At 65.0% G+C, this 24,713-nt stretch carries 20 protein-coding genes and 1 pseudogene; 9 read left to right on the top strand and 12 right to left on the bottom strand.

Annotation, left to right across the window (positions count from 1 at the left end; genetic code table 11):
* Positions 1-46: 46 nt before the first annotated feature.
* The gene (locus tag FAS41_RS14420; protein WP_138523317.1) at positions 47-1,441 is read right to left on the bottom strand and encodes an aspartate aminotransferase family protein; all 1,395 of its coding nucleotides are present in this window, start codon (positions 1,439-1,441) and stop codon (positions 47-49) included.
* A gap of 127 nt (positions 1,442-1,568) precedes the next feature.
* On the opposite strand from FAS41_RS14420, the gene FAS41_RS14415 reads away from it, so the two are divergent.
* A complete protein-coding gene (locus tag FAS41_RS14415) occupies positions 1,569-2,357 on the top strand; it encodes an SDR family NAD(P)-dependent oxidoreductase (RefSeq protein ID WP_138523315.1) in 789 nt (262 codons plus the stop codon).
* Between the two features lie 74 nt (positions 2,358-2,431).
* Positions 2,432-3,097 (top strand): GntR family transcriptional regulator, encoded by a 666-nt coding sequence (locus FAS41_RS14410; RefSeq protein WP_138523313.1) that lies wholly within the window; start codon positions 2,432-2,434, stop codon positions 3,095-3,097.
* Positions 3,098-3,105: 8 nt separating this feature from the next.
* On the opposite strand, the gene FAS41_RS14405 is transcribed toward FAS41_RS14410, so the two are convergent.
* The 3 genes from FAS41_RS14405 to FAS41_RS14395 form a co-directional block, all read right to left on the bottom strand.
* Positions 3,106-3,318: a YgdI/YgdR family lipoprotein gene (locus FAS41_RS14405; protein WP_017521498.1), complete on the bottom strand. Its 213-nt coding sequence runs from the start codon at positions 3,316-3,318 to the stop codon at positions 3,106-3,108.
* Between the two features lie 103 nt (positions 3,319-3,421).
* Positions 3,422-3,823 (bottom strand): SMI1/KNR4 family protein, encoded by a 402-nt coding sequence (locus FAS41_RS14400; protein WP_138523311.1) that lies wholly within the window; start codon positions 3,821-3,823, stop codon positions 3,422-3,424.
* A 191-nt stretch (positions 3,824-4,014) separates the two neighbouring features.
* The gene (locus FAS41_RS14395) at positions 4,015-4,899 is read right to left on the bottom strand and encodes a Tim44 domain-containing protein (RefSeq protein ID WP_138523309.1); all 885 of its coding nucleotides are present in this window, start codon (positions 4,897-4,899) and stop codon (positions 4,015-4,017) included.
* Between the two features lie 260 nt (positions 4,900-5,159).
* Here FAS41_RS14395 and FAS41_RS14390 point away from each other — a divergent pair, with 260 nt between their 5' ends.
* Entirely contained in the window at positions 5,160-6,920 is a 1,761-nt protein-coding gene (locus tag FAS41_RS14390; RefSeq protein WP_138523307.1) for a cation:proton antiporter, read from the top strand.
* Between the two features lie 12 nt (positions 6,921-6,932).
* Here the strand turns inward: FAS41_RS14390 and FAS41_RS14385 are convergent.
* Together FAS41_RS14385 and FAS41_RS14380 are read right to left on the bottom strand one after the other, a co-directional pair.
* A pseudogene (locus FAS41_RS14385) lies at positions 6,933-7,583 on the bottom strand (ABC transporter ATP-binding protein); the annotation flags it as partial.
* Positions 7,584-7,711: 128 nt separating this feature from the next.
* Complete coding sequence (locus FAS41_RS14380) at positions 7,712-8,467, bottom strand: ABC transporter permease (RefSeq protein ID WP_171049487.1); 756 nt, start codon at positions 8,465-8,467, stop codon at positions 7,712-7,714.
* A 121-nt stretch (positions 8,468-8,588) separates the two neighbouring features.
* Here FAS41_RS14380 and FAS41_RS14375 point away from each other — a divergent pair, with 121 nt between their 5' ends.
* The 4 genes from FAS41_RS14375 to FAS41_RS14355 are packed head-to-tail and all read left to right on the top strand — an operon-like array spanning position 8,589 to position 13,246.
* On the top strand, positions 8,589-9,326 hold the full coding sequence (locus FAS41_RS14375; RefSeq protein WP_246084878.1) for a sulfotransferase family protein: 738 nt from the start codon (positions 8,589-8,591) through the stop codon (positions 9,324-9,326).
* A 15-nt stretch (positions 9,327-9,341) separates the two neighbouring features.
* Entirely contained in the window at positions 9,342-10,265 is a 924-nt protein-coding gene (locus FAS41_RS14370; protein WP_138523303.1) for a glycosyltransferase family 2 protein, read from the top strand.
* Entirely contained in the window at positions 10,262-12,085 is a 1,824-nt protein-coding gene (locus tag FAS41_RS31175) for a class I SAM-dependent methyltransferase (RefSeq protein WP_246084877.1), read from the top strand. Before FAS41_RS14370 ends, FAS41_RS31175 begins: the two co-directional genes overlap by 4 nt.
* Positions 12,086-12,088: 3 nt before the next feature.
* Positions 12,089-13,246, top strand: coding sequence for an acyltransferase family protein (locus FAS41_RS14355; RefSeq protein WP_138523301.1), 1,158 nt, complete (start codon positions 12,089-12,091; stop codon positions 13,244-13,246).
* A 6-nt stretch (positions 13,247-13,252) separates the two neighbouring features.
* On the opposite strand, the gene FAS41_RS14350 is transcribed toward FAS41_RS14355, so the two are convergent.
* Positions 13,253-14,044, bottom strand: a complete 792-nt coding sequence (locus FAS41_RS14350; RefSeq protein ID WP_218939113.1) for a 2OG-Fe(II) oxygenase — start codon at positions 14,042-14,044, stop codon at positions 13,253-13,255.
* An 18-nt stretch (positions 14,045-14,062) separates the two neighbouring features.
* Here FAS41_RS14350 and FAS41_RS14345 point away from each other — a divergent pair, with 18 nt between their 5' ends.
* Positions 14,063-15,970: a sulfatase family protein gene (locus FAS41_RS14345; protein WP_246084876.1), complete on the top strand. Its 1,908-nt coding sequence runs from the start codon at positions 14,063-14,065 to the stop codon at positions 15,968-15,970.
* Between the two features lie 13 nt (positions 15,971-15,983).
* Here the strand turns inward: FAS41_RS14345 and uvrD are convergent, their stop codons facing one another.
* Complete coding sequence (gene uvrD / locus FAS41_RS14340; RefSeq protein ID WP_138523297.1) at positions 15,984-18,164, bottom strand: DNA helicase II; 2,181 nt, start codon at positions 18,162-18,164, stop codon at positions 15,984-15,986.
* A gap of 176 nt (positions 18,165-18,340) precedes the next feature.
* On the opposite strand from uvrD, the gene FAS41_RS14335 reads away from it, so the two are divergent.
* A complete protein-coding gene (locus tag FAS41_RS14335; protein ID WP_138523295.1) occupies positions 18,341-21,190 on the top strand; it encodes an EAL domain-containing protein in 2,850 nt (949 codons plus the stop codon).
* Here the strand turns inward: FAS41_RS14335 and FAS41_RS14330 are convergent.
* Genes FAS41_RS14330 through FAS41_RS14315 form a run of 4 tightly spaced genes read right to left on the bottom strand, consistent with a single transcriptional unit; the run spans position 21,184 to position 24,713 of the window.
* The gene (locus FAS41_RS14330; protein WP_138523293.1) at positions 21,184-21,705 is read right to left on the bottom strand and encodes a nitrous oxide reductase accessory protein NosL; all 522 of its coding nucleotides are present in this window, start codon (positions 21,703-21,705) and stop codon (positions 21,184-21,186) included. The genes FAS41_RS14335 and FAS41_RS14330 overlap by 7 nt on opposite strands.
* 16 nt (positions 21,706-21,721) lie before the next feature.
* Entirely contained in the window at positions 21,722-22,546 is an 825-nt protein-coding gene (locus FAS41_RS14325) for an ABC transporter permease (protein ID WP_138523291.1), read from the bottom strand.
* Positions 22,543-23,451, bottom strand: coding sequence for an ABC transporter ATP-binding protein (locus tag FAS41_RS14320; RefSeq protein WP_138523289.1), 909 nt, complete (start codon positions 23,449-23,451; stop codon positions 22,543-22,545). Before FAS41_RS14320 ends, FAS41_RS14325 begins: the two co-directional genes overlap by 4 nt.
* A complete protein-coding gene (locus tag FAS41_RS14315) occupies positions 23,448-24,713 on the bottom strand; it encodes a nitrous oxide reductase family maturation protein NosD (RefSeq protein ID WP_138523287.1) in 1,266 nt (421 codons plus the stop codon). The genes FAS41_RS14320 and FAS41_RS14315 overlap by 4 nt, the downstream gene beginning before the upstream one ends.

Genomic DNA, 24,713 nt, shown 5'->3' with positions numbered 1-24,713 from the left:
CGGCGGATAACCTGTTCCAGGTTATGCGCCCTACGGTTCTATGCGCTTAGGCCCCGCGTGCGCCGGGAATCGCCAGCAGCTCGGTGATGCCGGCATCCAGCGTCGCGATCAGGCGATCCACGTCTTCGGCGGTGGTGTCCGGACAGCACAGCGTCATGTTGTGGAACGGCGTGATCAGGATGCCGCGGTTGATCAGGTACAGGTGCAGTGCCATCTGCAGCTCGTCATGGAAGGCTGCTTCAGCCTCGGCGCCGGTGCGCGGGGAGACGGGGCAGAACTGGAACTCGCTGCGCGCGCCCAGCTCGGTCACCGACCACTTCAGGTCGTGCTTGGCGATCAGCCGGCGGAAGCCGTCGGCCAGGCGCTTGGCCAGCGGCAGCATGTGGTCGTAGGCCGCCTGGGTCATGACCTGCTCCAGGTTGGCGCGCATGCAGTGCATGGCCAGGGCGTTGGCCGAGAGCGTGGTGCCCATACCGCTGTGGCCGTGCCCGTGGCTGTCTTCCTGGGCACTCTTGCGCGAGGCGGCCATGCGCTCGGCCATCTCTGCGCTGCAACCGAAGATGCCGCAGGGCACGCCACCCGCGATCGGCTTGCCGACCACGAAGAAGTCCGGCTCAAGGTTCCACAGCTGGGTGCAGCCACCGATATTGGTGGAGATGGTGTGGGTTTCGTCGATGATCAGCAGCGCGCCGTACTTACGCGTCAGCTCGCGGCACTTCTGCATGAAGCCCGGATCGGGCAGGACCATGCCGATGTTGGTCATCGCCGGCTCGCACAGCAGGGCGCAGACGTCGCCCTGGGCCAGCGCGGCTTCCAGCGCCTCGACGTCGTTGAAGGGGATGGAGCGGCTGTGCTGGGTCAGGTCATAGGCCTGGCCGACCAGGCCGGAGCGGTGCACGGTCTCGCCATCGCGGTAGCGCACCATCACGTCGTCGACGGTGCCATGGTAGCAGCCGTCGAACACCAGCAATGTTTTGCGCTTGGTCACTGCGCGGGCCCAGCGCAGCACGTAGCGGTTGGAGTCGGTGGCGGTGGCGGTCACCTGCCAGTAGGGCAGGCCGAAGCGGGCGGCGAGCAGTTCGCCGCAGACCACGGCGTCCTCGCCGGGGAGCATGGTGGTCAGGCCGCGGGCGCCCTGTTCGGCGAGGGCGCGGGCGATCGGCGCCGGCGAATGGCCGAACATGCTGCCGGTGTCGCCCAGGCAGAAGTCCACGTAGTCATGGCCGTCCACGTCATAGAAGCGGGCGCCCTGGGCGCGTTCGACGAACAGCGGGCAGGGTGTGGACCAGTCGGCCATCCAGTGCATCGGCACACCGGCGTACAGCGACTGGTGCGCGCGCTCGGCAAGGGCGACGGACTTGGGATTCTGTTCCAGGAAGCGCTGGCGCTCGCGGGCGGTGAAGAGATCCACGGCCTGTTGGGCGATTCCGCTGGCGGTCATGTTGCACACCTCGTTTGTTATTTCGCACATCTTCCATTTGTGATCACAAAAATGTCAATACAGCGGATCAACTGCCTGATAATCTGCCCTGTAACGAATTCTGTGATCACAGAACGAGAAGATGCCCATGAAAGATGTCACGAATGAGTCCGCTTGGGCCGGCCAGGTTGCCCTGGTCAGCGGCGCCGGCAGCGAGTCCGGCATCGGTTTCGCCAGCGCCCGCCGGTTGGCGCGCCATGGCGTGAAACTGCTGCTGACGGCCAGCAGCGAGCGCGTCCTGCAGCGGGCGGACGAGCTGCGCGCCGAGGGCTTCGAGGCCCGCGCGCTGCTCGCCGACCTGACCAACGAGAACGACGTTCGTCAACTGGCCGACTGGGCCCAGACGCAATGGGGAAGGGTAGACGTGCTGGTGAACAACGCCGGCATGGCCATGCAGGGCAGCCCGGAGCCTTTCGCCGAACTGGCCGCGATGGACCTCGCGACCTGGAACCTGTCGCTGGCGCGCAACCTGACCAGCGCCTTCCTGCTCACCCGCGCGCTGCTGCCGGGGATGCTCGAGCGCGGCTACGGGCGCATCGTCAATGTCAGCTCTACCACCGGCGTTCGCGCCAGCAATCCAGGCGAGTCCGCCTACAGTGCGGCGAAGGCCGGAATGCTCGGCATGAGCATGGGCCTGGCGCTGGAAGTCGTGCGTCGCGGGGTGACGGTGAACAGCGTGGCGCCGGGCTGGATCGCCACCGGCTCCAGCAGCGAAGAAGAAATACAGGCCGGACGGCGCACGCCGCTCGGCCGTTCCGGGCGACCGGAGGAGGTGGCGGCCGCCATCGCCTTCCTGGCCTCGCCCGAAGCCAGCTACATCACCGGCGAAGTGCTGGTGGTGGATGGCGGCAACTGTCTGATCGAGAACAAGGGATAAGCAAGATGAAGCACGACTGCAGCCTGACCTTCGCCCAACTGCCGGCACCGCCGGCCGGCCGGGAGTGATTCACGATGCCCGACAACCTTCAGGAACAGCTGTACCAGAACCTGCGCCAGGCCCTGCTGAGCGGGCGCTTCCAGCCCGGCGAGCGGCTCAAGATCCGCGACCTGGCCGATGAGTGGGGCACCAGCCCGATGCCGGTTCGCGCCGCCCTGCAACGGCTGGTGGCCGAGGGCGCGCTGGAAGGCGAGCCGCAGCGATCGCTACGGGTGCCGGTGATGACCCGCGAGCGCTACCTGCAGATCCTGCAGGTGCGGCAATCCCTGGAGGGACTGGCGGTGGAGGACGCAGCCAGGCACCTGAAGCCCGCCGACATGGCGGTGCTGCGCGATTGCACCGAACGCATGGAAACCGCGCTGAACGCCCGCGATGTCCACGGCTACCTGGAAGCCAACAGCCTGTTCCACCTGACGCTCTACCGTGCCTGCGGCAACCCCACGCTGCTGCGCATGATCGAGGCGCTGTGGCTGCAGGTCGGGCCCTTCTTCAACCGGTTGTTCACCGAGGCCGACCTGTCGCTGCGCCTGAACGACTTCCACGAAGACACCCTGCAGGCGCTGGAGCGAGGCGATGGCGCGGGCGCGCGCAAAGCCATCGAACAGGACCTGGGCTACTGCGGCCAGTACCTGCTCAACCTGCTGGAGCTGGAAAGCGGGGGAAGGCTCGGGGCGCGCTAGGGCGCCCTTCACGGGGTCTTGATGAAGCGGACGTTGTCCTTCTTGATCAGGATCGTCTCGCCGTTGAGCTGTTCGAATTCGTAGTAGTCATTGTATTTGTCGTAGTCGGAGTGATCCTTCACCAGGATTTCGCTGCCGTCCTGCAGCGTCACCACGGCCTTGTCGGCGCATCCGGCGAGGCCGAGCAGCAACAGGCAGGTGAACAAGGCTTTCAACTTCATAGTTTCTCCACGGGGCATCGTACCCGCCCGGGCAGCAAGGGCTGGAGGTACGCTGGGTTGCCTGTGTGACCATGGAAGTTTCAGGAAATTCCGACACCGGGCTTCAAGTATCCAGCCATACGTCGCGTGCCCAGGTCCAGACGGAGTCCCAGGTTTCCTCGGTGAGCTCGCCGTCGGCCCAGAGGATCACCTCGCCGTCCTCGGCAACCGCGTAGTAGTCGTCACCATCGGCGCAGAGCGGGATCAGCTCGCGCGGCAGGCCACTGGCCCAGGCTACGGCGGCCACTTCCGGCAGGTAGGTATGGGACTGCGGATCGGTCACGGTGACCGGCTCCAGGCGGCCGTAGATCACGTCGCTGACCTGCAGGAGGAATTCGCGGAATTCCGACGGAATGCCGATCAGCAGCTCTTCCTCGATCTCCACCAGCAGTTCTTCGTCCGGCAACTCCAGCGGGACCGGCACCGGCTCGTTCACTTCACGCAACTTCTCGATCACATCTTCCACAGGCGGGGCCTCTCTACATTCGACGGTTGGCGCGCTTTATACAGTAGTAGCCGGCCATCCGCGCAAGACCACTGCGTGGGCGTCGTCCGGACGAGCGGCGGGCCCGAGGGAAGTGCTGTACTGCGCCGCCGAGGTGGGCGACGGAAACGAAAAAGCCCGGCAATCGCCGGGCTTTTTCTTCACGCGCAGGATCAGTTCTGGCGGATGCCAGCGACCAGCCAGGGCTGGTTCTCGCCCTGGGCACGCTCCATGCGCCAGCTTTCGCTGAAGGGCTCGCCCTGGTCAAAGCGCGAGGACTTCGACACGCCGCTGAAGGTCAGGGTGGCGATGGTCTTCTCGGCCTGGTCGTCCACGCCCTCGAGTTGCACGTCGAGGTTGTCGATGTAGGTGGACTGGTAGCCGTCGCCCAGGTCAGCGCGTTCCTGCTTGAGGAACTGCAGCATCTGCGGGGTGACGAACTCGGCGATCTTGTCCATCTCGTTGGCGTCCCAGTGCTGCTGCAGGGACATGAAGTGCTCGCGGGCGGCGCCGACGAAACGGGTCTCGTCGAACCAGCTCGGTGCGTTGATCACCGGGCGGCTGTCCATCACCGGGCGCGAGGCACCGCCGAAGATCGACGGCGGAGCGGCCGGCATTTCACGCTGCATCGGCGCATGACCACCGGCCATGGCGGGCTGGTTGCCCTGCTGTTGGCGGCGACGGGAGGCGATGAAGCGGAAGGCGATGAACGCGATCAGCGCGATGATCAGGATGTCGAGGAATTGCATGCCCTGGAAGCCGTCGCCCATGAACATGGAGGCGAGCAGGCCACCGGCGGCGAGGCCGGCCAGCGGGCCGAGCCAGCGCGAAGCGCCGCTCTTGGCAGCCGCGCCGGCAGCGCCAGCGGCGGCACCGGTTGCAGCCGGGCCTGCGGCGGCGGGGGAATTCGGGGTGGCGGCGGGTTGCGCCTGGCGGGTCTGGTGGCTCGGCGCCGAGCCCATGCTCTTGCCGCCACCGAAACGCTTGGCGGCGTTGACGTCGAGGCTGAGCGTCACGGCGACACAGAAGGCCATGGCAAGGCTGAGAAAGCGCTTCATCGTTGTCATTCTCTTGGTTGGTATACGACGCACGTCATGTTGCAGGCGGCGCTGCATGAGGGCCAGCCAGATTTTGTTTCGTGCTGTTGCCCACAGGTTGCGGGCCGATGCTTGATATGGGGGCGATTGAATCCCTTTCCAAATCAGTCTGTTACTGATTTTTTCAGAGCCGCCTGTCGGAGGACTCGGATGGTAGGCTTCGCTGAGCGAGGCCGTCAGCCGCGCGATCCCCTGACCCCACGCCGCGAGGACCGCCGACCATGCATGCCATCGACTTCATCCAGGACCTCGCGGTGATCATGCTGATCGCCGGTTTCGTCACCATCCTCTGCCATCGCTTCAAGCAGCCGGTGGTGCTGGGCTACATCATTGCCGGGGTGATCATCGGTCCGCACACCCCGCCGTTCGCCCTGGTGCACGACGAGGAAACGATCAAGACCCTCGCCGAGCTGGGGGTGATCTTCCTGATGTTCTGCCTGGGGCTGGAGTTCTCCCTGCGCAAGCTGTTCCAGGTCGGCGCCACGGCGTTCATCGCCGCGTTCCTGGAAATCACCCTGATGATCTGGGCCGGCTTCGAGATCGGCCGCCTGTTCGACTGGAGCACCATGGACTCGCTGTTCCTCGGCGCAATCCTGGCGATGTCCTCCACCACCATCATCATCAAGGTCCTGGGCGACCTGAAGATGAAGAACGAGCGCTTCGCCCAGCTGATCTTCGGCGTGCTGATCATCGAGGACATCCTCGGCATCGGCATCATCGCGCTGTTTTCCGGCATCGCCGTGAGCGGCACGGTGGAGGCCGACCAGGTGTTCTCCACGGTCGGCAAGCTCAGCCTGTTCATGGTCGTCGCGCTGGTCGTCGGTATCCTGCTGGTGCCGCGCCTGCTGGCCTACGTGGCGAAATTCGAAAGCAACGAGATGCTGCTGGTGACGGTGCTGGGGTTGTGCTTCGGCTTCTGCCTGCTGGTGGTGAAGCTGGAGTACAGCATGATCCTGGGCGCCTTCCTGATCGGCGCGATCATGGCTGAGTCGCGTCAGCTGATCCAGATCGAACGCCTGATGGAGCCGGTGCGCGACATGTTCAGCGCGATCTTCTTCGTCGCCATCGGCCTGACCATCGACCCCAAGGTCCTGGTGGACTACGCCGCACCGATCCTGGTGATCACCTTCGTGGTCGTGGCCGGCAAGCTGATTTCCTGTGGCGCTGGCGCCTTCATCGCCGGTAACGACGGGCGCACTTCGATGCGCGTGGGCATGGGCCTTTCGCAGATCGGAGAGTTCTCCTTCATCATCGCGGCGCTGGGCATGAGCCTGGGTGTGACCAGCGACTTCCTCTACCCGGTGGTGGTCGGTGTGTCGGCCATCACCACCCTGCTGACGCCCTACCTGATCCGTTCCGCCGACCCGCTGGCGCTGTACCTGGGTCGCAGCCTGCCCTCGCCCATGGTGCGGGTGTTCAGCCTGTACGGTGAGTGGCTGCGCAGCATCAAGCCGCGCGGCGACAAGGCGATCCTCGCCGGGATGATCCGGCGCATCCTGCTGCAGGTCGGGGTCAACCTGACCCTGGTGATCGCGATCTTCTTCGCCCTGGCGTTCTTCGCCGGCCAGATCGGCCAATGGCTGGCGCAGTTCGTCGAGCCCGAAGCGCTGCACAAGGCGCTGATCTGGGGCGCTGCGCTGCTGCTCTCGCTGCCGTTCCTGATCGCGGCCTACCGCAAGCTCAAGGCGCTGGCGATGCTGCTGGCGGAGATGGGAGTGAAGGCCGAAAGCGCCGGGCGCCACACGGCCCGCGTGCGCCGGGTGATTTCCGAGCTGATCCCGCTGCTGTCGCTGGGCGGCATGATGTTGCTGCTGGCGGCGCTCAGTTCGAGCATCCTGCCGCCGGGCGAGCTATTGGTGGTGGTGGCGCTGATCGCCGCGCTGGTGATCGCGGTGTTCTGGCGCTGGTTCATCCGCGTGCATTCGCGGATGCAGGTGGCGCTGATCGAGACCTTCGAGCAGAACGGCGGCGGGCATCACTGAGCCCGCCGGCTTTTACTGCTGGACTTCGAGCGTTTGCTGAGCGGCCTTGCGCTCTCGTTCGACCTTGTGCATTTCACGCACCGCCTGGCGAACAGTCTCGTGGTAGCCGCTGATCACGGTTTCTGCATCGCTGCAGATGATCGATTTGCCCCGCTCGATCCAGAGTACTCGCTGACAGAGTTCGCGGATCGCCTCCATGCTGTGGGATACCAGGATCACGGTCTTGCCCTGTTTGATCTTGGCGCGCATGGCCGCGTGGGATTTCTCGCGGAAGGTCTGGTCGCCCACGCCCAGTACTTCATCGATCAGGAGGATATCCGGATCGGCGTGGATCGCCACGGCGAAGCCCAGGCGGGCGCGCATCCCCGTGGAGTAGGTGCCTACCGGGCGTTCGAAGAAGTCGCCCAGATCGCTGAATTCGCGGATGTCATCCATCTGCCGGCGGATGTCAGCACGCTTCATGCCTAGCAGCAAACCGCTGATAACAACGTTGTCGCGGCCGGAAAGCTCCGGCTTGAAGCCCACGTTGAGGGCCAGCAGGCTGGCACTCAACGGCTTGCTGCGGTGCAGCACCCCGCGATCGGGGTCGACGATGCCGGCGATCATGCGCAACAGCGTGCTCTTGCCGGCACCGTTGTTGCCGATCACGCCCAGGGTTTCGCCTTCGTAGAGCTCGAAGCTGACGTTCTGCAGGGCCCAGAAGGATTCATAGCGCAGCATGCCAACCCGCTGCCGGTAGGACAGGCCGACGTGTTCGGCCTGGAGAATCAGATCACCGGACATGTCTCACCTCAGAACAGCAGCTTGGGATACTTGCGCTCGTTGCGGTGGAGGATCCACAACGCGGCAGCCAGCAGGGGTACAGCGACGGCCAGCACATAGAACTGTTCGCCCCAGGACGGCCACTGGTTGTGCAGCAGCACATCGCGGAAGGCGGTGATCATCACGGTCATCGGATTGAGATTCAGGAACGGCGCCATGGAGGCAGGAATCTCGTGGATGCTGAAGAACACGCCGGACATGAACATCATCAGCATCAGGAAGTTGTCCACCACCTGGCGCAGGTCCGGCACGAACGGCAGCACGGAGGCCAGCAGGAAGCCGAAGCCGATGATGAACAGCAACTGATTGAGGATCAGCACCGGCAGTGCGAGCCATTCCAGCGACGGGCGGTATCCGGACAGCAGCAAGGAGAGGATCAGCAGGGTCAGGATGATCAGGAACTTGAAGGTGTTGCTGAGTATCGGGATGAGCGCGAACACGTACTTGGGCACATCGATCTGCTGGATCAGGCCGGCGTTGCTCTGGATGGCATTACTGGCCTGGCGCACCGAGCCGTCGAACCACTTCCAGGCCACCATGCCGCTGAGCAGCAGCGGGACATAGCCCGGGCGGCTGTGGCCCAGGGCCAGGCCAAAGACAATGTAGAAGGCACCCATGTACATCACGGGTTCGAGGATCCACCAGAGGAATCCCAGGAAGCGCCGCGCCACTTCGGTGCGCAGGTCGCTGTAGACGCCGAATAGAATGATGTCCCTGTGCTTCATGTCGTTCTTGTTGGATTGAAAAGGGTGGGGTATTTAAACACAATGCGCCGCAGCAAGCCTGTGTGCCAATTACGGCGCATTCTGTGCGGATCATCGCCCAAACATAAGAAAAAGAGCTGGTATGCGCCTATTTGATGTCTTGTTCGGCTCCTCCCGGAAAGCCGCTCCCGCCCAGGAAGACCTGGTCCTCATGGTTGTCGGCATGCACCGCAGCGGCACCAGTTTCCTCACCGGCTCCCTGCAGGAGGCCGGCCTGGAGCTGGGCAAGCACAGTACATGGAACCCTCACAATCTCAAGGGCAACCGCGAGAACACCGATATCGTTGCCTTCCATGACGCGATGCTCGCCGAGCGTGGCGCGGCGTGGGACAACCCGCCCGCCGTGGCGCCGCATTGGACGCCGGCCGAGTACGCCGCGGCCCGCGAGCTGATCGGTGGTTACGATGGCGTGAAGCGCTGGGGGTTCAAGGATCCGCGCGCGCTCCTGGCCGTCGAAGGCTGGCAGGAACTGATTCCCAACCTGCGTTTCGTCGGCATCTTCCGCCACCCTTCGGCCGTTGCCGATTCCCTCCAGGCCCGTGGCGGCATGCCGCGTGAACAGGCGCTAGGCCTGTGGAAGGCCTATAACAGCCGCCTCCTCGAACTGCATGGTCGGGTGAAGTTCCCGGTACTCTGCTTCGACCAGGACGAGGACAGCTTGCACCGGCAGCTGGATGAGGTGCTGCGCAGATTCGGCCTCGAGCCGCCGGCTACGGAGCGGTTCTTCAGCTCCGAACTCAAACATCATCGGCACGGCGACGAGAAACTCGCGCCCGAGCTGGATGCCCTGTACCAGGCTCTCAAAGCCATCGCTGATTGACCCGGGGGTTGTGTCATGCCCATCTTTCGTCGCGCGCCGCGCCTGAGCGTCGTGGTCATCGTCTACAAGATGCCCGAGCAGGCCGACAAGACGCTGTATTCGCTCAGCCCTGCCTATCAGCATGGTGTGAACGAGCGAGACTATGAAGTCATCGTCGTCGAAAACCATTCCGACCGTTTGCTGGGCCGTGAGCGCGCCACCCAGCATGCGGGCAACGTGCGGTACTTCCACCGCAACGAAACCGAGCGTACGCCGGTCCATGCGATCAACTTCGGAGCCTCCCAGGCCCGAGGCAGCCACATCGCCATCATGATCGACGGTGCGCGCATGCTCTCTCCCGGTGTCCTGCGCCATGCACTGGACGCCTTCCGTCTCGACGCCGAGGCGGCCGTCTCCGTGCCCGGCTATCACATCGGTCACAAGCTCCAGCAGGTGGCGGTGAACGAGGGCTACAACGAGGATGCCGAGCAGGTCCTGCTGCACGGCATCGAGTGGCCGAGCAACGGCTATCGGCTGTTCGACATCGCGGTGCTCAGTGGCTCCTGCCAGGGTGGATTCTTCCAGGCCAACTACGAGAGCAACTTCATCGGCATGTCGATGCGCAAGTGGAAGGCGCTGGGCGGGGTGAACCCGCGCTACAACGACTTCGGCGGCGGCAACGCCAACCTGGATCTCTACAAGCGCTTGCTGGAGTACCCGAATACGCCGTTCTATCTGCTCTACAGCGAAGGGTCGTTCCACCAGTTCCATGGTGGCGTGACCACCGGCACCCTGCGCGAGGAGCGCGAGCGGGTCTACAAGCTGCTCGATGAACAGGACAAGCAGATTCGCGGAGACAACCGCACACCACCCAGCGTGCGGCCGATTTTGCTCGGTTCGGCGCATCCGCACATTTTCCGTTTCCTCAATCATTCGCTGAGTCGGGTGCAGGCTGTATGACTGCGTACCACGAGAAGCGTCCGCTGCTGTCGATCATCGTCATTGCCTATGACATGCCGCGCCAGGCGCTCAACACTTTGATCAGCCTGGCGCCTGACTACCAGCAGGGCGTCGATGCCGACGATTATGAAGTCATCCTGGTGGAGAACCGCTCCAAGCGAAACATGGATGCGGAGGCCATCGCCCGGCTGCCCGGCAATTTCCGTTACTTCCTGCGTGACGAAGCAGGCGTATCGCCCGCGCCGGCGATCAACTTCGGTTTCGCCCAGGCGCGTGGGCGCTTCATCGGTCTGATGATCGATGGTGCCCGATTGGTGACGCCTGGCGTAGTGAAGTACGCGCTGATGGCCTTCCGTATGACGCCCGATGCCATGGTAGTGGTGCCTGGTTACCATCTGGGGGAGAACGAGCAGCAGTTTCACCTGACCCACGGCTATTCCGAAGAGGCCGAGCAGCAACTGCTGGCGGATATCGGCTGGCCAGAGTCGGCCAATGGCTATCGGTTGTTCGATATTTCCTGCTGGAGCGGTGCCAACCCGAACGGCTATTTCCACCCTTTCATGGAAAGCAACTGCCTGTTCATCAATGCCCAGGTGTTCCGCGATATCGGCCGTGCCGACGAGCGTTTCGACATGCCTGGCGGCGGTGCGCTGAACCTTTATCTCTATCGCAAGGCTGCCATGCACCCACGTACGCAGTCGGTGATGTTGGTCGGAGAAGGTTCATTCCACCAGTTGCATGGCGGCGTCACCACTTCCGAGGTCGACGGACGCGAGGATCTGCTCAAGCGTCAGAGCGATCAGCTCTGCGCGCTGCTGGGGGAGCCCTTCCGCTCGCCGACCGTGGAGCCTATTCTGCTTGGCCAGGCCAAGGCGCCCAGCCTGCGTTATCTCGAACGCTCCGTGCAGCGCGGTATGGATCGCGTGCGCCGCTGCGCCGGGCGCCAGGAAGACCCGTTCGCCGACCAGGCCCTCAAGCCCGAATTTCGCCTCGCCCCGGTGCAGACACCGGTGCGGATCATTGCTTCCCGCCCCCCAGCTTCCGGAGAAGGCCAGATCATGAAGACCCTCTACATGCCCCCGTCGATCAAGCATTTCGAGCCGCTGCACATGGTCTTCAGCACTTGGGTCGATCACTTGCCGTTCGGCTACGACCTGGTCACCGCGCTGCGCCCCAAGATGCTCGTTGAACTGGGCACGCACAAGGGACTGTCCTACTTCACCTTCTGCCAGGCGATGAAGGAGAACGATATCGATGGTGTCTGCTACGCCGTGGATACCTTTGAGGGCGATGCGCACACCGACAAATACGACGAGTCGGTGTTCAACGCAGTCAACAACCATAATCGCCAGCACTACCATGGCTTCTCGTACCTGATGCGGATGTTCTTCGAGGACGCGCTCAAGCACTTCGACGACGACAGCATCGAGTTGCTGCACATCGATGGTTTCCATACCTACGAGGCAGTGAGCGCCGATTTCGCCAACTGGTATCCGAAGGTGAAGCCGGGCGGCATCATCCTGTTCCATGACGTCATGGCCCGCCTGCAGGACTTCGGCGCCTGGAAGTTCTGGGACGAGACACGTGGCCAGCACGAGACCTTCACCTTCAACCACGGCTTCGGCCTGGGAGTGCTGCGCAAGCCCGGCGGTGATCGCAGCAATGACCATCCGCTACTCAAGCTGCTGTTCGAGGATGCCAAGGCCGACGACGGTGCGGGGCTGCGTTCGTTCTACGTGCATGCCAGCAAGCACCTGGAGAACACTCGCAAGCTCAAGCGCCTGACGCAGGGCCAGCCGCAGCAGCAACCGGCCAGCTGAGTCGTGAGTGACGCCAGCGACGTCCGAGCGGGGCTGCGTCAGCCGGCCAGTTACCTGCCCGAACTGGAGTCACTGCGCGGCTGGGCGATCCTGCTGGTAGTGGGTTTTCACTATTTCGGCATCCTCGGCCTGGCCGAACGCTCGGACAATCCGATGTGGATGACTCTGCTGGGTGGCGGCAACACCGGCGTCACGTTGTTCTTCGTGCTCAGTGGTTTCCTGCTGTCGCGGCCCTTCCTGCAGGGGTTGCGTGATGGTCAGCAGGTGAGCATCCAGCGTTTTTACACTGCACGCTTCTTCCGCATCGTGCCGCTGTATTACGCCGCAGTACTGCTGGCCTGGGTGATGACGCAGAAGACGGTCACCTTCAAGGCCCTGCTATTCATTCCCATTGGATTCCAGGCCTTCCCGTTCAGCGTGCCCTGGTGGTCGCTGTGCACCGAAATCCAGTTCTACCTGGTGCTGCCCTGGGTGATGTGGCTGCTGCGCTTTGCCGCCGGGCGCTGGCTGGTGGCGGCTGCGCTGCTGGCATGGGGCGTGGCGCATGTCTGGCTGTTCCATTCACCGGGCTGGTTGGCGCCGACGAATTTTTGGGAAAACTCATTGTTCGGCCGCTTCGGCGCGTTTCTCGCAGGAGCGGCGTGTGCGGGGTTCAGTCTGAGCCGAAGCTACGCCTGGCTGCGCGAGCGTGCACTCGTCTGCTTCCTGTTGCTGATCGGTTGTCTGTTGGGGTTGGGGCGCCTATGGCTGTGGTTCTCCCTGAGTGGGGAGCGCAATGCCCTGCAGGCCCTGCCGATGTACCACAATATCGAGTCGCTGCTCTGGGGGGGAGCGATGCTCGGGCTGCTGGCGTTGAGCTGGCGGATAAAGGCGCTGCTGGCCAACCCGCTGCTGGATCACTTCGGGCGAATCTCCTACTCGCTCTACCTGATCCATGTCCCGGTACAGTTCTACTGCCTTTTCCCTCTGAAGGCCGCAGGAATGACGCTGGAAGCGAATGCCGACGCCTACCTGATGCGGATCGCTTTCAGCCTGTTACTGTCGTGGGGTCTGGCCTGGCTGAGCTATCGCCTGGTGGAGTTGCCCTTCCTGCGCCTGAAGGCACACCTGGCGACCTACTCGCGGCGCGCTCCCTGGGCGCGCCGCGCAGCTGACGCCTGAGGCCGTTCAGGCCGGGACGTCGCGCCAGTGGGTGGCGTAACCGGGCTGTGCTTCGCCCTCCGGGCGACCGTTGGTGTAGTAGTACAGCGCCAGGGAGCGACGGTAGACGCCATCGGGGCAGGTGAGAGGGTGTGGATGGCCGTGGAACGAGCTGGACGTGGTGCTGAATACCACGCAGCGGTTCGCGATCGGCAGCACGCGACGGGGTGGTCCGGCCATCTCCGGGTCCCACAGTTCGAGTTGGCCACCGTAGCTCTCGGGCCACTCCTCGTTGAGGTAGATCAGCACGTTGATCCGACGGTCCAGGCCGAAGTCGCGGTGGGTGGCGAAGTCGGTATGCACCTTGAGGAAGCCGCCGCGGGCAATCTGGTGAATCCCGGCACCGCGCAGGTTGGGGTCGGGAATCAGGTTGGCGATACCGGTCAGTTGCGCGAGATAGTCGAGGAAGGCGTGGGAGTTGAGCTCCCAGAACAGCTGGCGGTAGGTCGGCGGCATGCGCAGCGGGTCGCGGATGTTGCGCTTGTCCTTCTGCACGTACTCGCCGCTGGCCTTGTCGGTGTGCGTTGCGTTGTTCCACAGCGGGTCGTTCTGGTCGTGCGGATATTCCTCCAGCAGCCGGGCGAAGGTCGACGGGGGCAGAAAATCATCGATGACGATATGCGGGAAGGGGGCATTGCCGGCATAGTTCGGTGCCTGATCGGCCACCCTGGCCATCAGGGCGGGATAGTCCAGCAGCAGTCCATGGGACGGAGCGTTGGCCTCGCCGTTGTTCTTGGCGGTGAAAAGGTTCTTAAGCATTTTTCGGGAATTCACTGAATGTTGTTCTTTTCCACGCGAGCGACAGCTGCGCTCACGACCCGACTAGCCATTGCCTGGCTGATTCTGCTTGCCATGGTCCCTGTGAGCAATGCTCAGGATCAACACGCGAAACCGAATATCCTGTTCATCCTGACCGATGACCTGGGCGTCAACGACATCGGCGTCTGGGGCGATGGCAAGGCGCCAACGCCGACTCTGGATCAGCTGAGCAATCAGGCGTTGCGTTTCCGCCAGCACTATACCGACAGCACCTGCTCGGTCAGCCGGGCTGCGCTGATCACTGGCCGAGCGCCGGTCAGCATCGGTTTCGAGCCTAACGGACTGGGACTGTCGCCGGACCTGCAGACCCTGCCGGAATCCTTGAAAGGCCTGGGCTACAGTACCCATCACATTGGCAAGTGGCACGTCGGTGAGGCCATCGAGTACCTGCAGATCCGTCCCAACCACCATGGTTTCGATGATTGGTTCGGCATGCTCAACCACTTCGTGCTGCACGGACCGGACAAGGACGGCAAGCTGGTGAACGGGCCGCCGACCTTCATCAACCCCTGGTTGGAGACCGACGATGGTCCGCCGGTGCAGTATCAGGGGCACCTGGACGACATCCTTACCGACCGCGCCATCGACCTGATCGGCAAGGGTCGGCAAGGTGGCAAGCCCTGGTTCATCAACCTCTGGCTGTTCTCGCCGCACCACCCGTTCCAGCCTTCGGAGACTTTCCGCAGCCAGTTTCCCGATACCGACGAGGGCCGTTACCTTGCGGTGCTGAAACAGCTGGACCACAACGTCGCCCGGCTGCTCGACAGCCTGCGCACCAGCGGCCAGCTGGACAACACACTGGTGGTCTTCACCAGCGACAACGGCAGTCCGAACCTGACCCGCGACAGCAATTGGCCGCTGGCCGGGACCAAGATGACCTACCTCGAAGGCGGCGTGCGCACGCCGCTGCTGGTGCTCTGGCCCGGCCACCGAGGCAACGCCGACGTGACCGGCATCAGCCACATCACCGATCTCTATCCCACCCTGGTCGGCATGGCCGGCGGCAAGGCACCGGCCGGGCTGACCGGGCGTGACCTGTCCGGCTACATTGCCAAGGGCCAGCCATTGCCCAGGGTCGATGCGCTCTACTGGGCGGCGGATGTCATGACCTGGGGCATGACCTACGGCGGCCACCTGACTGGCCGCGGCCTGTTCTACCGGCCCACGCTGGGCAAGCTGGAGAGCCACCCGGTCACCGGCCCGCTGGGGGTGAGCGCGACCAAGGCCGAAGCCTTCGAGGCGATAGGTCGGGATGAAGCCCTGAGCCTGTTGCGCGCGTGGGAGCAGAAATACCGGCCCATCCCGCTGACCTGGCATCCCGCCGCCGGCAAGAAGCCGGCCTTCCTCAGCGGCCGCGACTACCAGCGCGCGCCGGTCCACGGCGCCTACAGCCTGGGGCTGGGTTTGGGCAAGGCACGAGTCGATGGCGCGCGGCAGGTCCTGGTTGAGCAGGAAGGGCTATGGGGCATGGCCATCGACAACGGGCGTGTGGAAGTGTGGCGTGGCCCGCTGCGCCTGCAGAGTGAGCCTGTGGCGCTGGAGGACCAGTGCAATGCTCTGGTGGCCAGCTTCAACGTGAAGCCCTATTCGAAATTTCCCTTCCCGGGGCCGGAAAAGGGCGCCCTGACGGTTTACCTCAACGGCAAGGTCATCCTGCAATCCCAGGAGCCGATGCCGCGGCCGGAAACCGCCGAGCCGCTGGCGCACCCGACCTACATCGGTGCTTCAGCCAGCGGAGGGGATCGTTTCGCCGGCAGGATCGCCAAGCCGCTGCTGGTGGACAAGTTCATGCTGCCGCAGCTCGATGGCTACGGCCTGGACGACATGCAGGCGACGATCTGCCCGGCCAGCACCGCCGCTCGCTGACGGGACTGGAGGCTTAGATGGCCTCCAGCTTCGCGTAACCCATCATCAGCCACTTGCTGCCCTCGCTGTCGAAGTTCACCTGCACCCGTGCCTGGGCGCCGGAGCCTTCGAAGTTGAGGATCACGCCGTCGCCGAACAGCGGGTGGCGCACGGACTGGCCGAGGCTGAACGGGGTGTCCGGCACGCTGGCGCCGCTGAACAGGTTGCCGCTGCGCTGGTTGCCCGAGAGCGGGCGGCTCACCGAGTTGGACAGGCGCACTTCCTGGATCAGGCTCGGCGGGATTTCCCGAACGAAGCGCGACACCTTGTTGTAGGTCTCGCTGCCGTACAGGCGGCGGGTTTCCGCGTAGGTCATGACCAGACGGTGCATGGCGCGGGTGATGCCGACGTAGGCCAGGCGGCGTTCTTCCTCAAGACGGCCGGGTTCTTCCAAGCTCATCTTGTGCGGGAACAGGCCTTCCTCCACGCCGGCGAGGAACACCAGCGGGAACTCCAGGCCCTTGGCGCTGTGCAGCGTCATCAGCTGCACGCTGTCCTCGAAGGCGTCGGCCTGGGTATCGCCGGACTCCAGCGCGGTGTGGTCGAGGAAGGCCACCAGCGGCGGGGTGTCCTCGTCGTCCGGATTCTCGAAGGCGCGGGCGGCGCTGACCAGTTCTTCCAGGTTTTCCACCCGGGCCTGGCCTTTCTCGCCCTTTTCTTCCTTGTGGTAGGTGATCAGGCCGGACTGCTCGATGACGATCTGGGTCATCTGGTGCAGCGGCAGGCCTTCGACCTTCACCGCGAGCAGGTCGACGGTTTCCAGGAAGCCGTTGAGCGCACTGGCGGCGCGGCCGGCCACGGCCTTGGCGGCAATCACGTCGTTGATCGCTCGCCACATGGAGGTGCCGTTCAGGCGCGCGGCATTGCGGATCGCCTCGACGGTCTTCTCGCCGATGCCGCGTGGCGGCACGTTGATCACCCGCTCCAGCGCAGCGTCGTCGTCGCGCAGGCGGATCAGGCGCAGGTAGGCGAGGGCGTTCTTGATCTCGGCCCGCTCGAAGAAGCGCTGGCCGCCGTAGATGCGATAGGGAATCTTCTCGCGCAGCAGCGCCTCTTCCAGTACGCGGGACTGGGCGTTGGAGCGGTAGAGGATGGCGATTTCGCTACGCTTCAAGCCGTCCTTGCGCAGGGCGTCCTCGATGGTCTCGACGATGTAGCGCGCCTCGTCGTGCTCGTTGAAGCCGGAATACAGGGTGATCGGGTCGCCGTCGACGCCGTCGGTCCACAGTTCCTTGCCCAGACGCCCGCTATTGTTGGCGATCAGCGCGTTGGCGGCCTTGAGGATGGTGCCGGTGGAGCGGTAGTTCTGCTCCAGGCGGATGTCCTCGGTGCCGGCGAAGTCATCGCCGAACTGCTGGATGTTCTCGATCTTCGCGCCGCGCCAGCCGTAGATCGACTGGTCGTCGTCGCCCACCACCATCAGGCTCTCGCCGCCCTTGCCGAGGAAGCGCAGCCAGGCGTATTGCACGGCGTTGGTGTCCTGGAACTCGTCCACCAGGATGTGGCGGAAGCGTCGCTGGTAGTGTTCCAGCAGGCTCGGACGGTCGCGCCAGAGGTCCAGCGAACGCAGCAGCAGTTCGGCGAAGTCGACGACGCCGGCACGGGCGCAGGCTTCTTCGTAGGCCTGGTAGACGCTGACCATGGTCGCCAGGTACAGGTCGCCGCCGGCCTGGATGTTCTGCGGGCGGTTGCCCTCGTCCTTCTGGCCGTTGATGAACCACTGCGCCTGGCGCGGCGGCCAGCGCTGCTCGTCGAGGCCCAGCTCGCGCACCACGCGCTTGACAAGGCGCAGCTGGTCGTCGCTGTCGAGGATCTGGAAGTTCTCCGGCAAACCGGCTTCCTGCCAGTGCGCACGCAGCAGGCGGTGCGCCAGGCCGTGGAAGGTGCCGACCCACATGCCGGCCGGGTTGATCCCCAGCAGCTGCTCGATCCGCGCGCGCATCTCGGCGGCGGCCTTGTTGGTGAAGGTCACGGCCAGGATGCTGTGCGGCGAGGCGTTCTCGACCTGGATCAGCCAGGCGATACGGTGTACCAGCACGCGGGTCTTGCCGGACCCGGCACCAGCGAGCACGCGCTGGCGCCCCAGCGGCGCGGCCACGGCCTGGCGCTGCGGGTCATTGAGGGAGTTGAGCAGGTAGGAGATGTCATCGTTCATGGGGCGGCATTCTACCGACGGGCGGTTTTCCCCGGCAAACCCGCCCGCCGTCCGGCGTCTTCCCGACGAAAGTTGGGCGGGCACGGAGCCAATTGCCATCATCCTGCTTGGGTGGGGCTACCTCCTCGGGTATGCTCCGCCGACGCCTAGGCCTGAAACCTACAAGAAAAACGCCTATGACCGCTTATGTAGAGCCTTCGGCGATCCCGGTGAGCCATGCCGAGATCCGCCAGCAGTACGCTCACGAAATTGCTGTCGAACGCACGCGCCTCCTTTATCAGGGCTCGCGCGTGCCGACCCTGCTCATGCTGCTCAATGGCCTGGCCTGCGCCGGGCTGCTGTGGGATTACGTGAAGCCGGGGCTGCTCGCCGGATGGCTGGTCTCGCTGGTCATGCTGGCCGTGCTGCGGCTGATCCAGGTCAGCGCCTTCAATGCCGCTTCCGCCGAACGCCAGGCCAGTCCGCACTGGCAGCGCACCTTCCTGTTCGGTGCTGGCGCTTCGGGGCTGACCCTCGCGTTCGCCGCCATCGCCCTGGTGCCGCCGGATGCCTTCCTCCAGCAATCCCTGGTATTCGGCCTGATCGCCGCGGCCATTCTGTCCGCCAGCGTCGCCTATGCGGTCAGCCTGCCGGCCTTCCTGACCTTCGCCTTGCCCTGCCTGTTTCCGTCAATTGCCTATTTATTGATCAGCGATAACCCGCTGCAGCAAGGCTGGGGCGTGCTCGGGGTTATCCTGCTGGCGGCGCTGCTGGTGGTGGCCTGGCAGATCCACCGGGTGGTGCATGTCGGCCTGCTGCGGCGCTTCCAGGCCCAGGCGCTGGTGGCGCACCTGGAGCGCGCCAAGGCACAGACCGAGGCGCTGAACCAGGACCTGGAACGGGAAGTCGAGCAGCGTCGCCGTGCCGAGCGTGAACTGTGCCGCGCCCGTGACGCCCTGCAGGAGCGGGTCGAGGCCGGCAGCGTGCAACTGACCCATACCGAGGCGCGCCTGGCCCTGGCCCTGGAGGCCAGCGAGCTGGGGCTGTGGGACTGGAACCTGCTGACTGACGAAGTGCACCACTCGCACCTGGAAGAGATCTTCGGGATCACCCAGGAGTCGGTGAAGAGCGTGCGCAACGACCTGCGTCCGCGCCTGCACCCGGATGACGTACCCTTGCTGCGCCGTGCGCTGGTCGAACACCTCAAGGGGCGCACTGACGGTTATCGCATCGAGTACCGCGTGCGCCACGCGGCGGGCCACTGGGTCTGGGTGGAAGACCGTGGCCGGGTGATGGAGCGCGACGGCCGCGGCCAGGTCACACGCATGGTCGGCACCCGCGCCGATATCTCCACCCGCAAGCTGCGCGAGGAAGAACAACGCCTGGCTGCCACGGTGTTCGAGGCGGCCAGCGAAGGCATCATCATCCTCGACCCGGACTACCGCCTGATCGCTATCAACGAGGCCTTCACCTCGCTGACCGGCTACCGCCGCGATGAGCTGCTCGGGCACAACGTCGCGCGGCTGATGGGCTCGGCGGAAAGCCTGCGCCGCTACCAGTCGATCCGTACCGAGCTGGAGCGCCAGGGCACTTGGCAGGGCGAGCTGATCGAGACTCGCAAGAACGGCGAGTTGTACCCGCAGTGGCTGCAACTCAACGTGGTGCGCGACAGCCGGGGAGAGGTGGCCCACGTGGTGGGCTTCTTCGCCGACCTCACCGCTCGTCGCGATGCCGAGGAGCGCTTGCGCTACCTGTCGCACTACGACGAACTCACCGGGCTGGCCAACCGCACGCTGTTCAAGGAGCGCCTGCACGAGGCCAGCCAGCGCGCGCGTCAGGAAGGCCGCACGGCGGCGCTGCTGCTGATCGACCTGGATCGCTTCAAGCTGCTCAATGACAGCCTCGGCCATGAAGTCGCCGACCAACTGCTGCGGCAGATGTCGCGACGCATGACCCAGACGGTACCGGAAGCCGACACCATTGCCCGCCTGTCCGGCGATGAGTTCGCCGTGCTGATCGACTCCTACGCCAGCCTCGCGGCGCTGGCGCGCCTGTCCAGCCGCCTACTGGCCAAGTTGCGCACGCCGATGACCGTGGGCGGCCACGAACTGGTGGTCAGCGCCTCGGTCGGCATCAGCCTGCTGCCGGACAACGCCTGGGAAATCTCTGCGCTGATGAGCCAGGCGAACATGGCCATGCAGCACGCCAAACACCTGGGAGGGAATACCTTCCAGTTCTTCACCGACAACCTGCAGGCCTGCACCCTGGAGCGCCTGCAACTGGAAACCCGACTGCGCAAGGCCATCGACGAGGGCCAGCTGAATGTGCACTACCAGCCCAAGCTGAACCTGGCCAACGAGCGCCTGGACAGTGCCGAGGCGCTGGTACGCTGGCAGCACCCGGAGATGGGCATGGTGCCGCCCAGCGACTTCATCGGCCTGGCCGAGGAAACCGGGCTGATCGGCGCCATCGGTGAGTTCGTCCTGCGCCGGGCCTGCCAGCAGGCCCGTGCCTGGCAACGCCTGGGGCGTGAGCTGCGGGTGTCGGTGAACCTCTCGGTGCACCAGCTGCGCACCGGCAACCTGGTCGATCTGGTGCGCGCAGTGCTGGAGGAAACCGGCCTGCCGTCGCACCTGCTGGAGCTGGAGCTCACCGAAAGCCAGCTGCTGGACAACGTCGAGAGCGTCACCACCACCTTCCGCCAATTGCGCGAGATGGGCGTGAAGCTGGCCATCGACGACTTCGGCACCGGCTATTCCTCGCTCAGCTACCTCAAGCGCTTCCCGGTGGATTACGTGAAGATCGACCAGACCTTCATTCGCGACCTGTCCGAGCGCGGCGAAGACGCGGCCATCACCCGGGCGATCATCGCCATGGCGCACAGCCTGGAACTGAAGGTGGTGGCCGAAGGCGTCGAGCACGCCGAGCAGCTGCGCTTCCTGCGCGCCCACGGCTGCGATGAGATCCAGGGCTACCTGATCAGCCAGCCGGTGCCGGCGGAGGCTTGCCTGGCGCTGCTGGAGAGAAGCGACCGGCTGGCTCAGTGATGCTGGTGGTCGCCGGACACGCCCTGCAGCACGCTCTGGTTGATTTCGCTGAAGCGCAGTACATGCCCTCCTTCGGCCGTGGCCATGCGATCGGCGTCCGCGCGGTCGGCGAAGGATGCGAGCGTGGCGCCCATGGCGCCGGGACGTTTCACGCCTACCACGTAGAAGGCGCTGGTGGCGTCGATCAGGTGGCGGTCATCGGGGTGGTTCCAGTCGCTGCGGGCCATGTCGTGCACGTACAGGTGCGCGCCGCTGTGCTGGTTTTCCGGCTGCAGCCACCAGCCCAGCAGCTCGGCGGTGGAGCAGAACTTGTGCACCGCGCCGGGAGCCACGGCTTCGCCTTTCGGCCCGGCGAAGTCGCTGATGATCATGCCGCACACGTGGCATTCCTCGCCGTTCTGGAACGGCACCGGAGCGAGATTGGCGCTTTGCCGGGCGCCATCGTCGCAGCCGCCGAGCAGCAGGGCGAGGAAGCCGGCGGTGAAACCCAGGCGAAGGGAGCGGGACAGCAGCATGGTGAAACTCCTCGAGTCAGATCGGGCGCCGGCGGAACAGCGCATAGGCCAGCGCCAGCGAGGCCAGGGTCCAGGCGCACAGCGCCAACCAGAGTGCCGCGACGGGAACGGCCAGATCTCGGCCGAGGGTCAGCACGCCGCCCAGTTCGGCACCGAAATCGGGCAGGTTGATCAGCCGGTAAAGGTCGGTCGGGTTGAGCAGCAGTAACCAGGGCAGCAGGTTGGCGCTGAGCTGGCCCTTGCCGATCACCAGCAGGGCGAGCAGCGCGAGGTCGAACAGCAGCACGAAGAAGAACCACACGCCCAGCGCCAGGCCGGCGGCGGTGGACTTCTCGCTGACCCGGCTGCTCGCCGCATAGGCCATGGCCAGGAAAGTCCAGCCGAGCAGGCACGACGACAGAATGAAGCGGGCAAAGGAGCCCAGCAGTTGCCCCAGCGGGATGCCCGGCACCAGCACGGCGATGGCCAGCGCGGCGGCGGAGAAGCCCAGCAACGTCGCCAAGCCGAGGATCAGGCCGTGGCCGAGGAACTTGCCGATCAGCAATTGCCCGCGTCCCAGTGGGTAGGTCAGCAGGAGCAGCAGGGTGCCGCCTTCCTCTTCGCCGACGATGGCGTCGTAGGCCAGCAGGAGGGCGATCAGCGGCATCAGGAAGGTGGCCAGGCTGGTCAGGCTGGCCAGCGTTGCCGGTAGCGAAGTGAAGCCCACCTGGCCACTGGCGGCGGCACCGAGCCAGGCGATGCCCACGGCCAGCAGGGCGAACAGCAGGCTGATGGCGAGCAGCCAGCGATTGCGCAGGCCGTCGGCGAGTTCCTTGCGGGCGATGTTCCAGATCGGCTTCATGCCGGGGCTCCCGCAGGTGTGCTTTGCATGTGGTGCCGATAGAGGTCTTCCAGCGACGGCGGCAACACCTCGAGCTCCTGCGCGTGCTCGGCGAGCAGCACGCTGAGTACTTCGTGCTGGCGCTCTTCGCCGACCCGCAGCTCCAGCCGGCGGCCATCCAGGGCGGTGACGCCATGGCCAGCCTCGCGCCAGTGTTGCGGCCAGTCGCCGTCGAGTCTGCCGGCGTAGCGGATGCGCACTGGCAGCCTGGCATCGCGGCGCAGGTCAGCGAGGCTGCCGGCGGTAAGCAGCCGGCCCTTGGCAAGGATCGCGGCGCGGTCGATGTGCGACTCCACGCCGGGCAGCACATGGGAACAGAGGATGATCCCGGTGCCCTGTGCGCGCAGGCGGTCCAGCCACTGGTAGAGCTCGATGGTGGCCAGCGGGTCGAGGCCGACGGTGGGTTCGTCGAGCAGCAGTAGTTGCGGCTGGCCGAGTAGCGCCTGGGCCAGGCCGAGGCGCTGGCGCATGCCCTTGGAGTAGGTCTTTACGCGGCGCTGCGCGGCGTGGCTGAGGCCGACCTGTTCGAGCAGCTCGTCCACTTCGGCGGGCCGTGCGCCCTTGAGCCGGGCGAAGTGCTGCAACGTCTCGCGGCCGCTGAGCTGCGGGTAAAAGGTCACGTTCTCCGGCAGGAAGCCGATGCGCCGACGCACCGCCGGGTCTCCCGGCGACCGGCCGAAGACGTGCACGCTGCCCCGTGTCGGACGCAACAGGCCGAGGATCAGCTTGATCGTGGTGGTCTTGCCTGCGCCGTTATGCCCCAGCAGGCCGAGGACTTCGCCGGCGCCCAGTTGCAGGTCGAGACCGTGCAGGGCGGTGAAGCCGCCGTAGTCCAGGGTTGCATTGCGGATATCCACGGGGTTCATGGGTGCGCCTCCAGATCAGGCGCGCGCATCAGCGGGAAGCTGTCGCGCACGCCGGGCGGACGGGTAACGGGAAACGCGCGCTGGACCCAGCGCAGCAGTTCGATGGCGGGGCTGGTCATCAGCAGTTGCACCTGCGGGTACATCCACAGCAACTGGTCGACCTTGTCGTTGGGTTCGTAGGCGACGTCGCCGACACCGTCGGCATTGCGGTCCCAGCCCAGGTAGTCGCTCCAGTAGTTGCCGCGCCCGTCAGCGGACCATTCCTGAGTGCGGCTGGCGACGTACTTGACCTGCTGGCGGTTGCCGATGAAGGCATTGCCGCTGATGCGGTTGTCCTCGGAGCCGGCGGTCAGATGGATACCCAGGGCGCTGCTTTCGAAGCGGTTGTTCTCGATGCGGTTGAACAGCGAGTTATAGATGAACAGGGCCTTGCCCTCGGCCCCGGCGATCATTGCGTCGCCGCCGCCATCGCCGCTGCGCACGGCTTCGACGCGATTGCCGGTGAGGGTGGAGTAGGTGATGTAGTTCATCAGAATGCCGTAGTTCTGGTCGTCCACCGAGCGGTTGCCGACCACGGTGAGCTTGCGGCTCTGCATCAGCGCATAGCCGGTGCGGGTGTGCCGGGTGGTGTTGCCGATGACGCGGCTGTTGTGGGTGAACATGTAGTGCACGCCGTAGCGCAGGTCTTCGAAGAGGTTGTCTTCGATGGCGCTGTCGTTGGAGGTGTCGATGTACACGCCGTCGCGGGTCTGGCGAACCTGGTTGCCGCGCACCAGGGCGTTCTTCACCGCATAGAGGTGGATGCCGTTGCCGCGGTCCTGGGAGCGCACGCTGGGGTCGCCCTGGATGCGGTTATCGAGCACCTGCACGTCCGCCGTGGCGTCGAGCCAGATGCCGAAGCCGGCGCCCTGCAGGTCATTACCGCGCACCACGGTGCCGTGTGCAGCCTTGTCGATGAAGATCGCCGCGTCCATGGCCGTCAGGTCGCGCCCCCAGTTGCGCAGGGTGCAGTTTTCGATGGTGACGCCGGGCACCCTCACGTGCAGCGTGCTGCCGGCACCCTGGCCGTCGATCAGCGCGCCGGGCGCACAGCGCAGGTGCAGTGGCTGGTCGAGGGTGAAATTGCCGGTGTAGGTGCCTGCGGGCAGGGTGCGGATGTCGCCATCGCCCTGCAGCGGCAACTGGTCGATGGCTTGTGGTTGCGCCTGGACGCTTGCCGCGATCAACAGCGACAGGGCAAGGCCAGGCCTGGTGAGTCCCAT

Source organism: Pseudomonas nicosulfuronedens (assembly GCF_005877905.1).
GTDB classification, from domain to species: Bacteria; Pseudomonadota; Gammaproteobacteria; order Pseudomonadales; family Pseudomonadaceae; genus Pseudomonas; species Pseudomonas nicosulfuronedens.
Note: the sequence above shows the minus strand (reverse complement) of the source record. Positions and strands in the feature narration are given on the sequence as shown.

Coding starts and splice junctions, on each gene's coding strand:
- FAS41_RS14420 (WP_138523317.1), bottom strand. CDS start 1,441: ATGACCGCCAGCGGAATCGCCCAACAGGCCGTGGATCTCTTCACCGCC.
- FAS41_RS14415 (WP_138523315.1), top strand. CDS start 1,569: ATGAAAGATGTCACGAATGAGTCCGCTTGGGCCGGCCAGGTTGCCCTG.
- FAS41_RS14410 (WP_138523313.1), top strand. CDS start 2,432: ATGCCCGACAACCTTCAGGAACAGCTGTACCAGAACCTGCGCCAGGCC.
- FAS41_RS14405 (WP_017521498.1), bottom strand. CDS start 3,318: ATGAAGTTGAAAGCCTTGTTCACCTGCCTGTTGCTGCTCGGCCTCGCC.
- FAS41_RS14395 (WP_138523309.1), bottom strand. CDS start 4,899: ATGAAGCGCTTTCTCAGCCTTGCCATGGCCTTCTGTGTCGCCGTGACG.
- FAS41_RS14390 (WP_138523307.1), top strand. CDS start 5,160: ATGCATGCCATCGACTTCATCCAGGACCTCGCGGTGATCATGCTGATC.
- FAS41_RS14380 (WP_171049487.1), bottom strand. CDS start 8,467: ATGAAGCACAGGGACATCATTCTATTCGGCGTCTACAGCGACCTGCGC.
- FAS41_RS14375 (WP_246084878.1), top strand. CDS start 8,589: ATGCGCCTATTTGATGTCTTGTTCGGCTCCTCCCGGAAAGCCGCTCCC.
- FAS41_RS14370 (WP_138523303.1), top strand. CDS start 9,342: ATGCCCATCTTTCGTCGCGCGCCGCGCCTGAGCGTCGTGGTCATCGTC.
- FAS41_RS31175 (WP_246084877.1), top strand. CDS start 10,262: ATGACTGCGTACCACGAGAAGCGTCCGCTGCTGTCGATCATCGTCATT.
- FAS41_RS14350 (WP_218939113.1), bottom strand. CDS start 14,044: ATGCTTAAGAACCTTTTCACCGCCAAGAACAACGGCGAGGCCAACGCT.
- FAS41_RS14345 (WP_246084876.1), top strand. CDS start 14,063: ATGTTGTTCTTTTCCACGCGAGCGACAGCTGCGCTCACGACCCGACTA.
- uvrD (WP_138523297.1), bottom strand. CDS start 18,164: ATGAACGATGACATCTCCTACCTGCTCAACTCCCTCAATGACCCGCAG.
- FAS41_RS14335 (WP_138523295.1), top strand. CDS start 18,341: ATGACCGCTTATGTAGAGCCTTCGGCGATCCCGGTGAGCCATGCCGAG.
- FAS41_RS14330 (WP_138523293.1), bottom strand. CDS start 21,705: ATGCTGCTGTCCCGCTCCCTTCGCCTGGGTTTCACCGCCGGCTTCCTC.
- FAS41_RS14325 (WP_138523291.1), bottom strand. CDS start 22,546: ATGAAGCCGATCTGGAACATCGCCCGCAAGGAACTCGCCGACGGCCTG.
- FAS41_RS14320 (WP_138523289.1), bottom strand. CDS start 23,451: ATGAACCCCGTGGATATCCGCAATGCAACCCTGGACTACGGCGGCTTC.
- FAS41_RS14315 (WP_138523287.1), bottom strand. CDS start 24,713: ATGGGACTCACCAGGCCTGGCCTTGCCCTGTCGCTGTTGATCGCGGCA.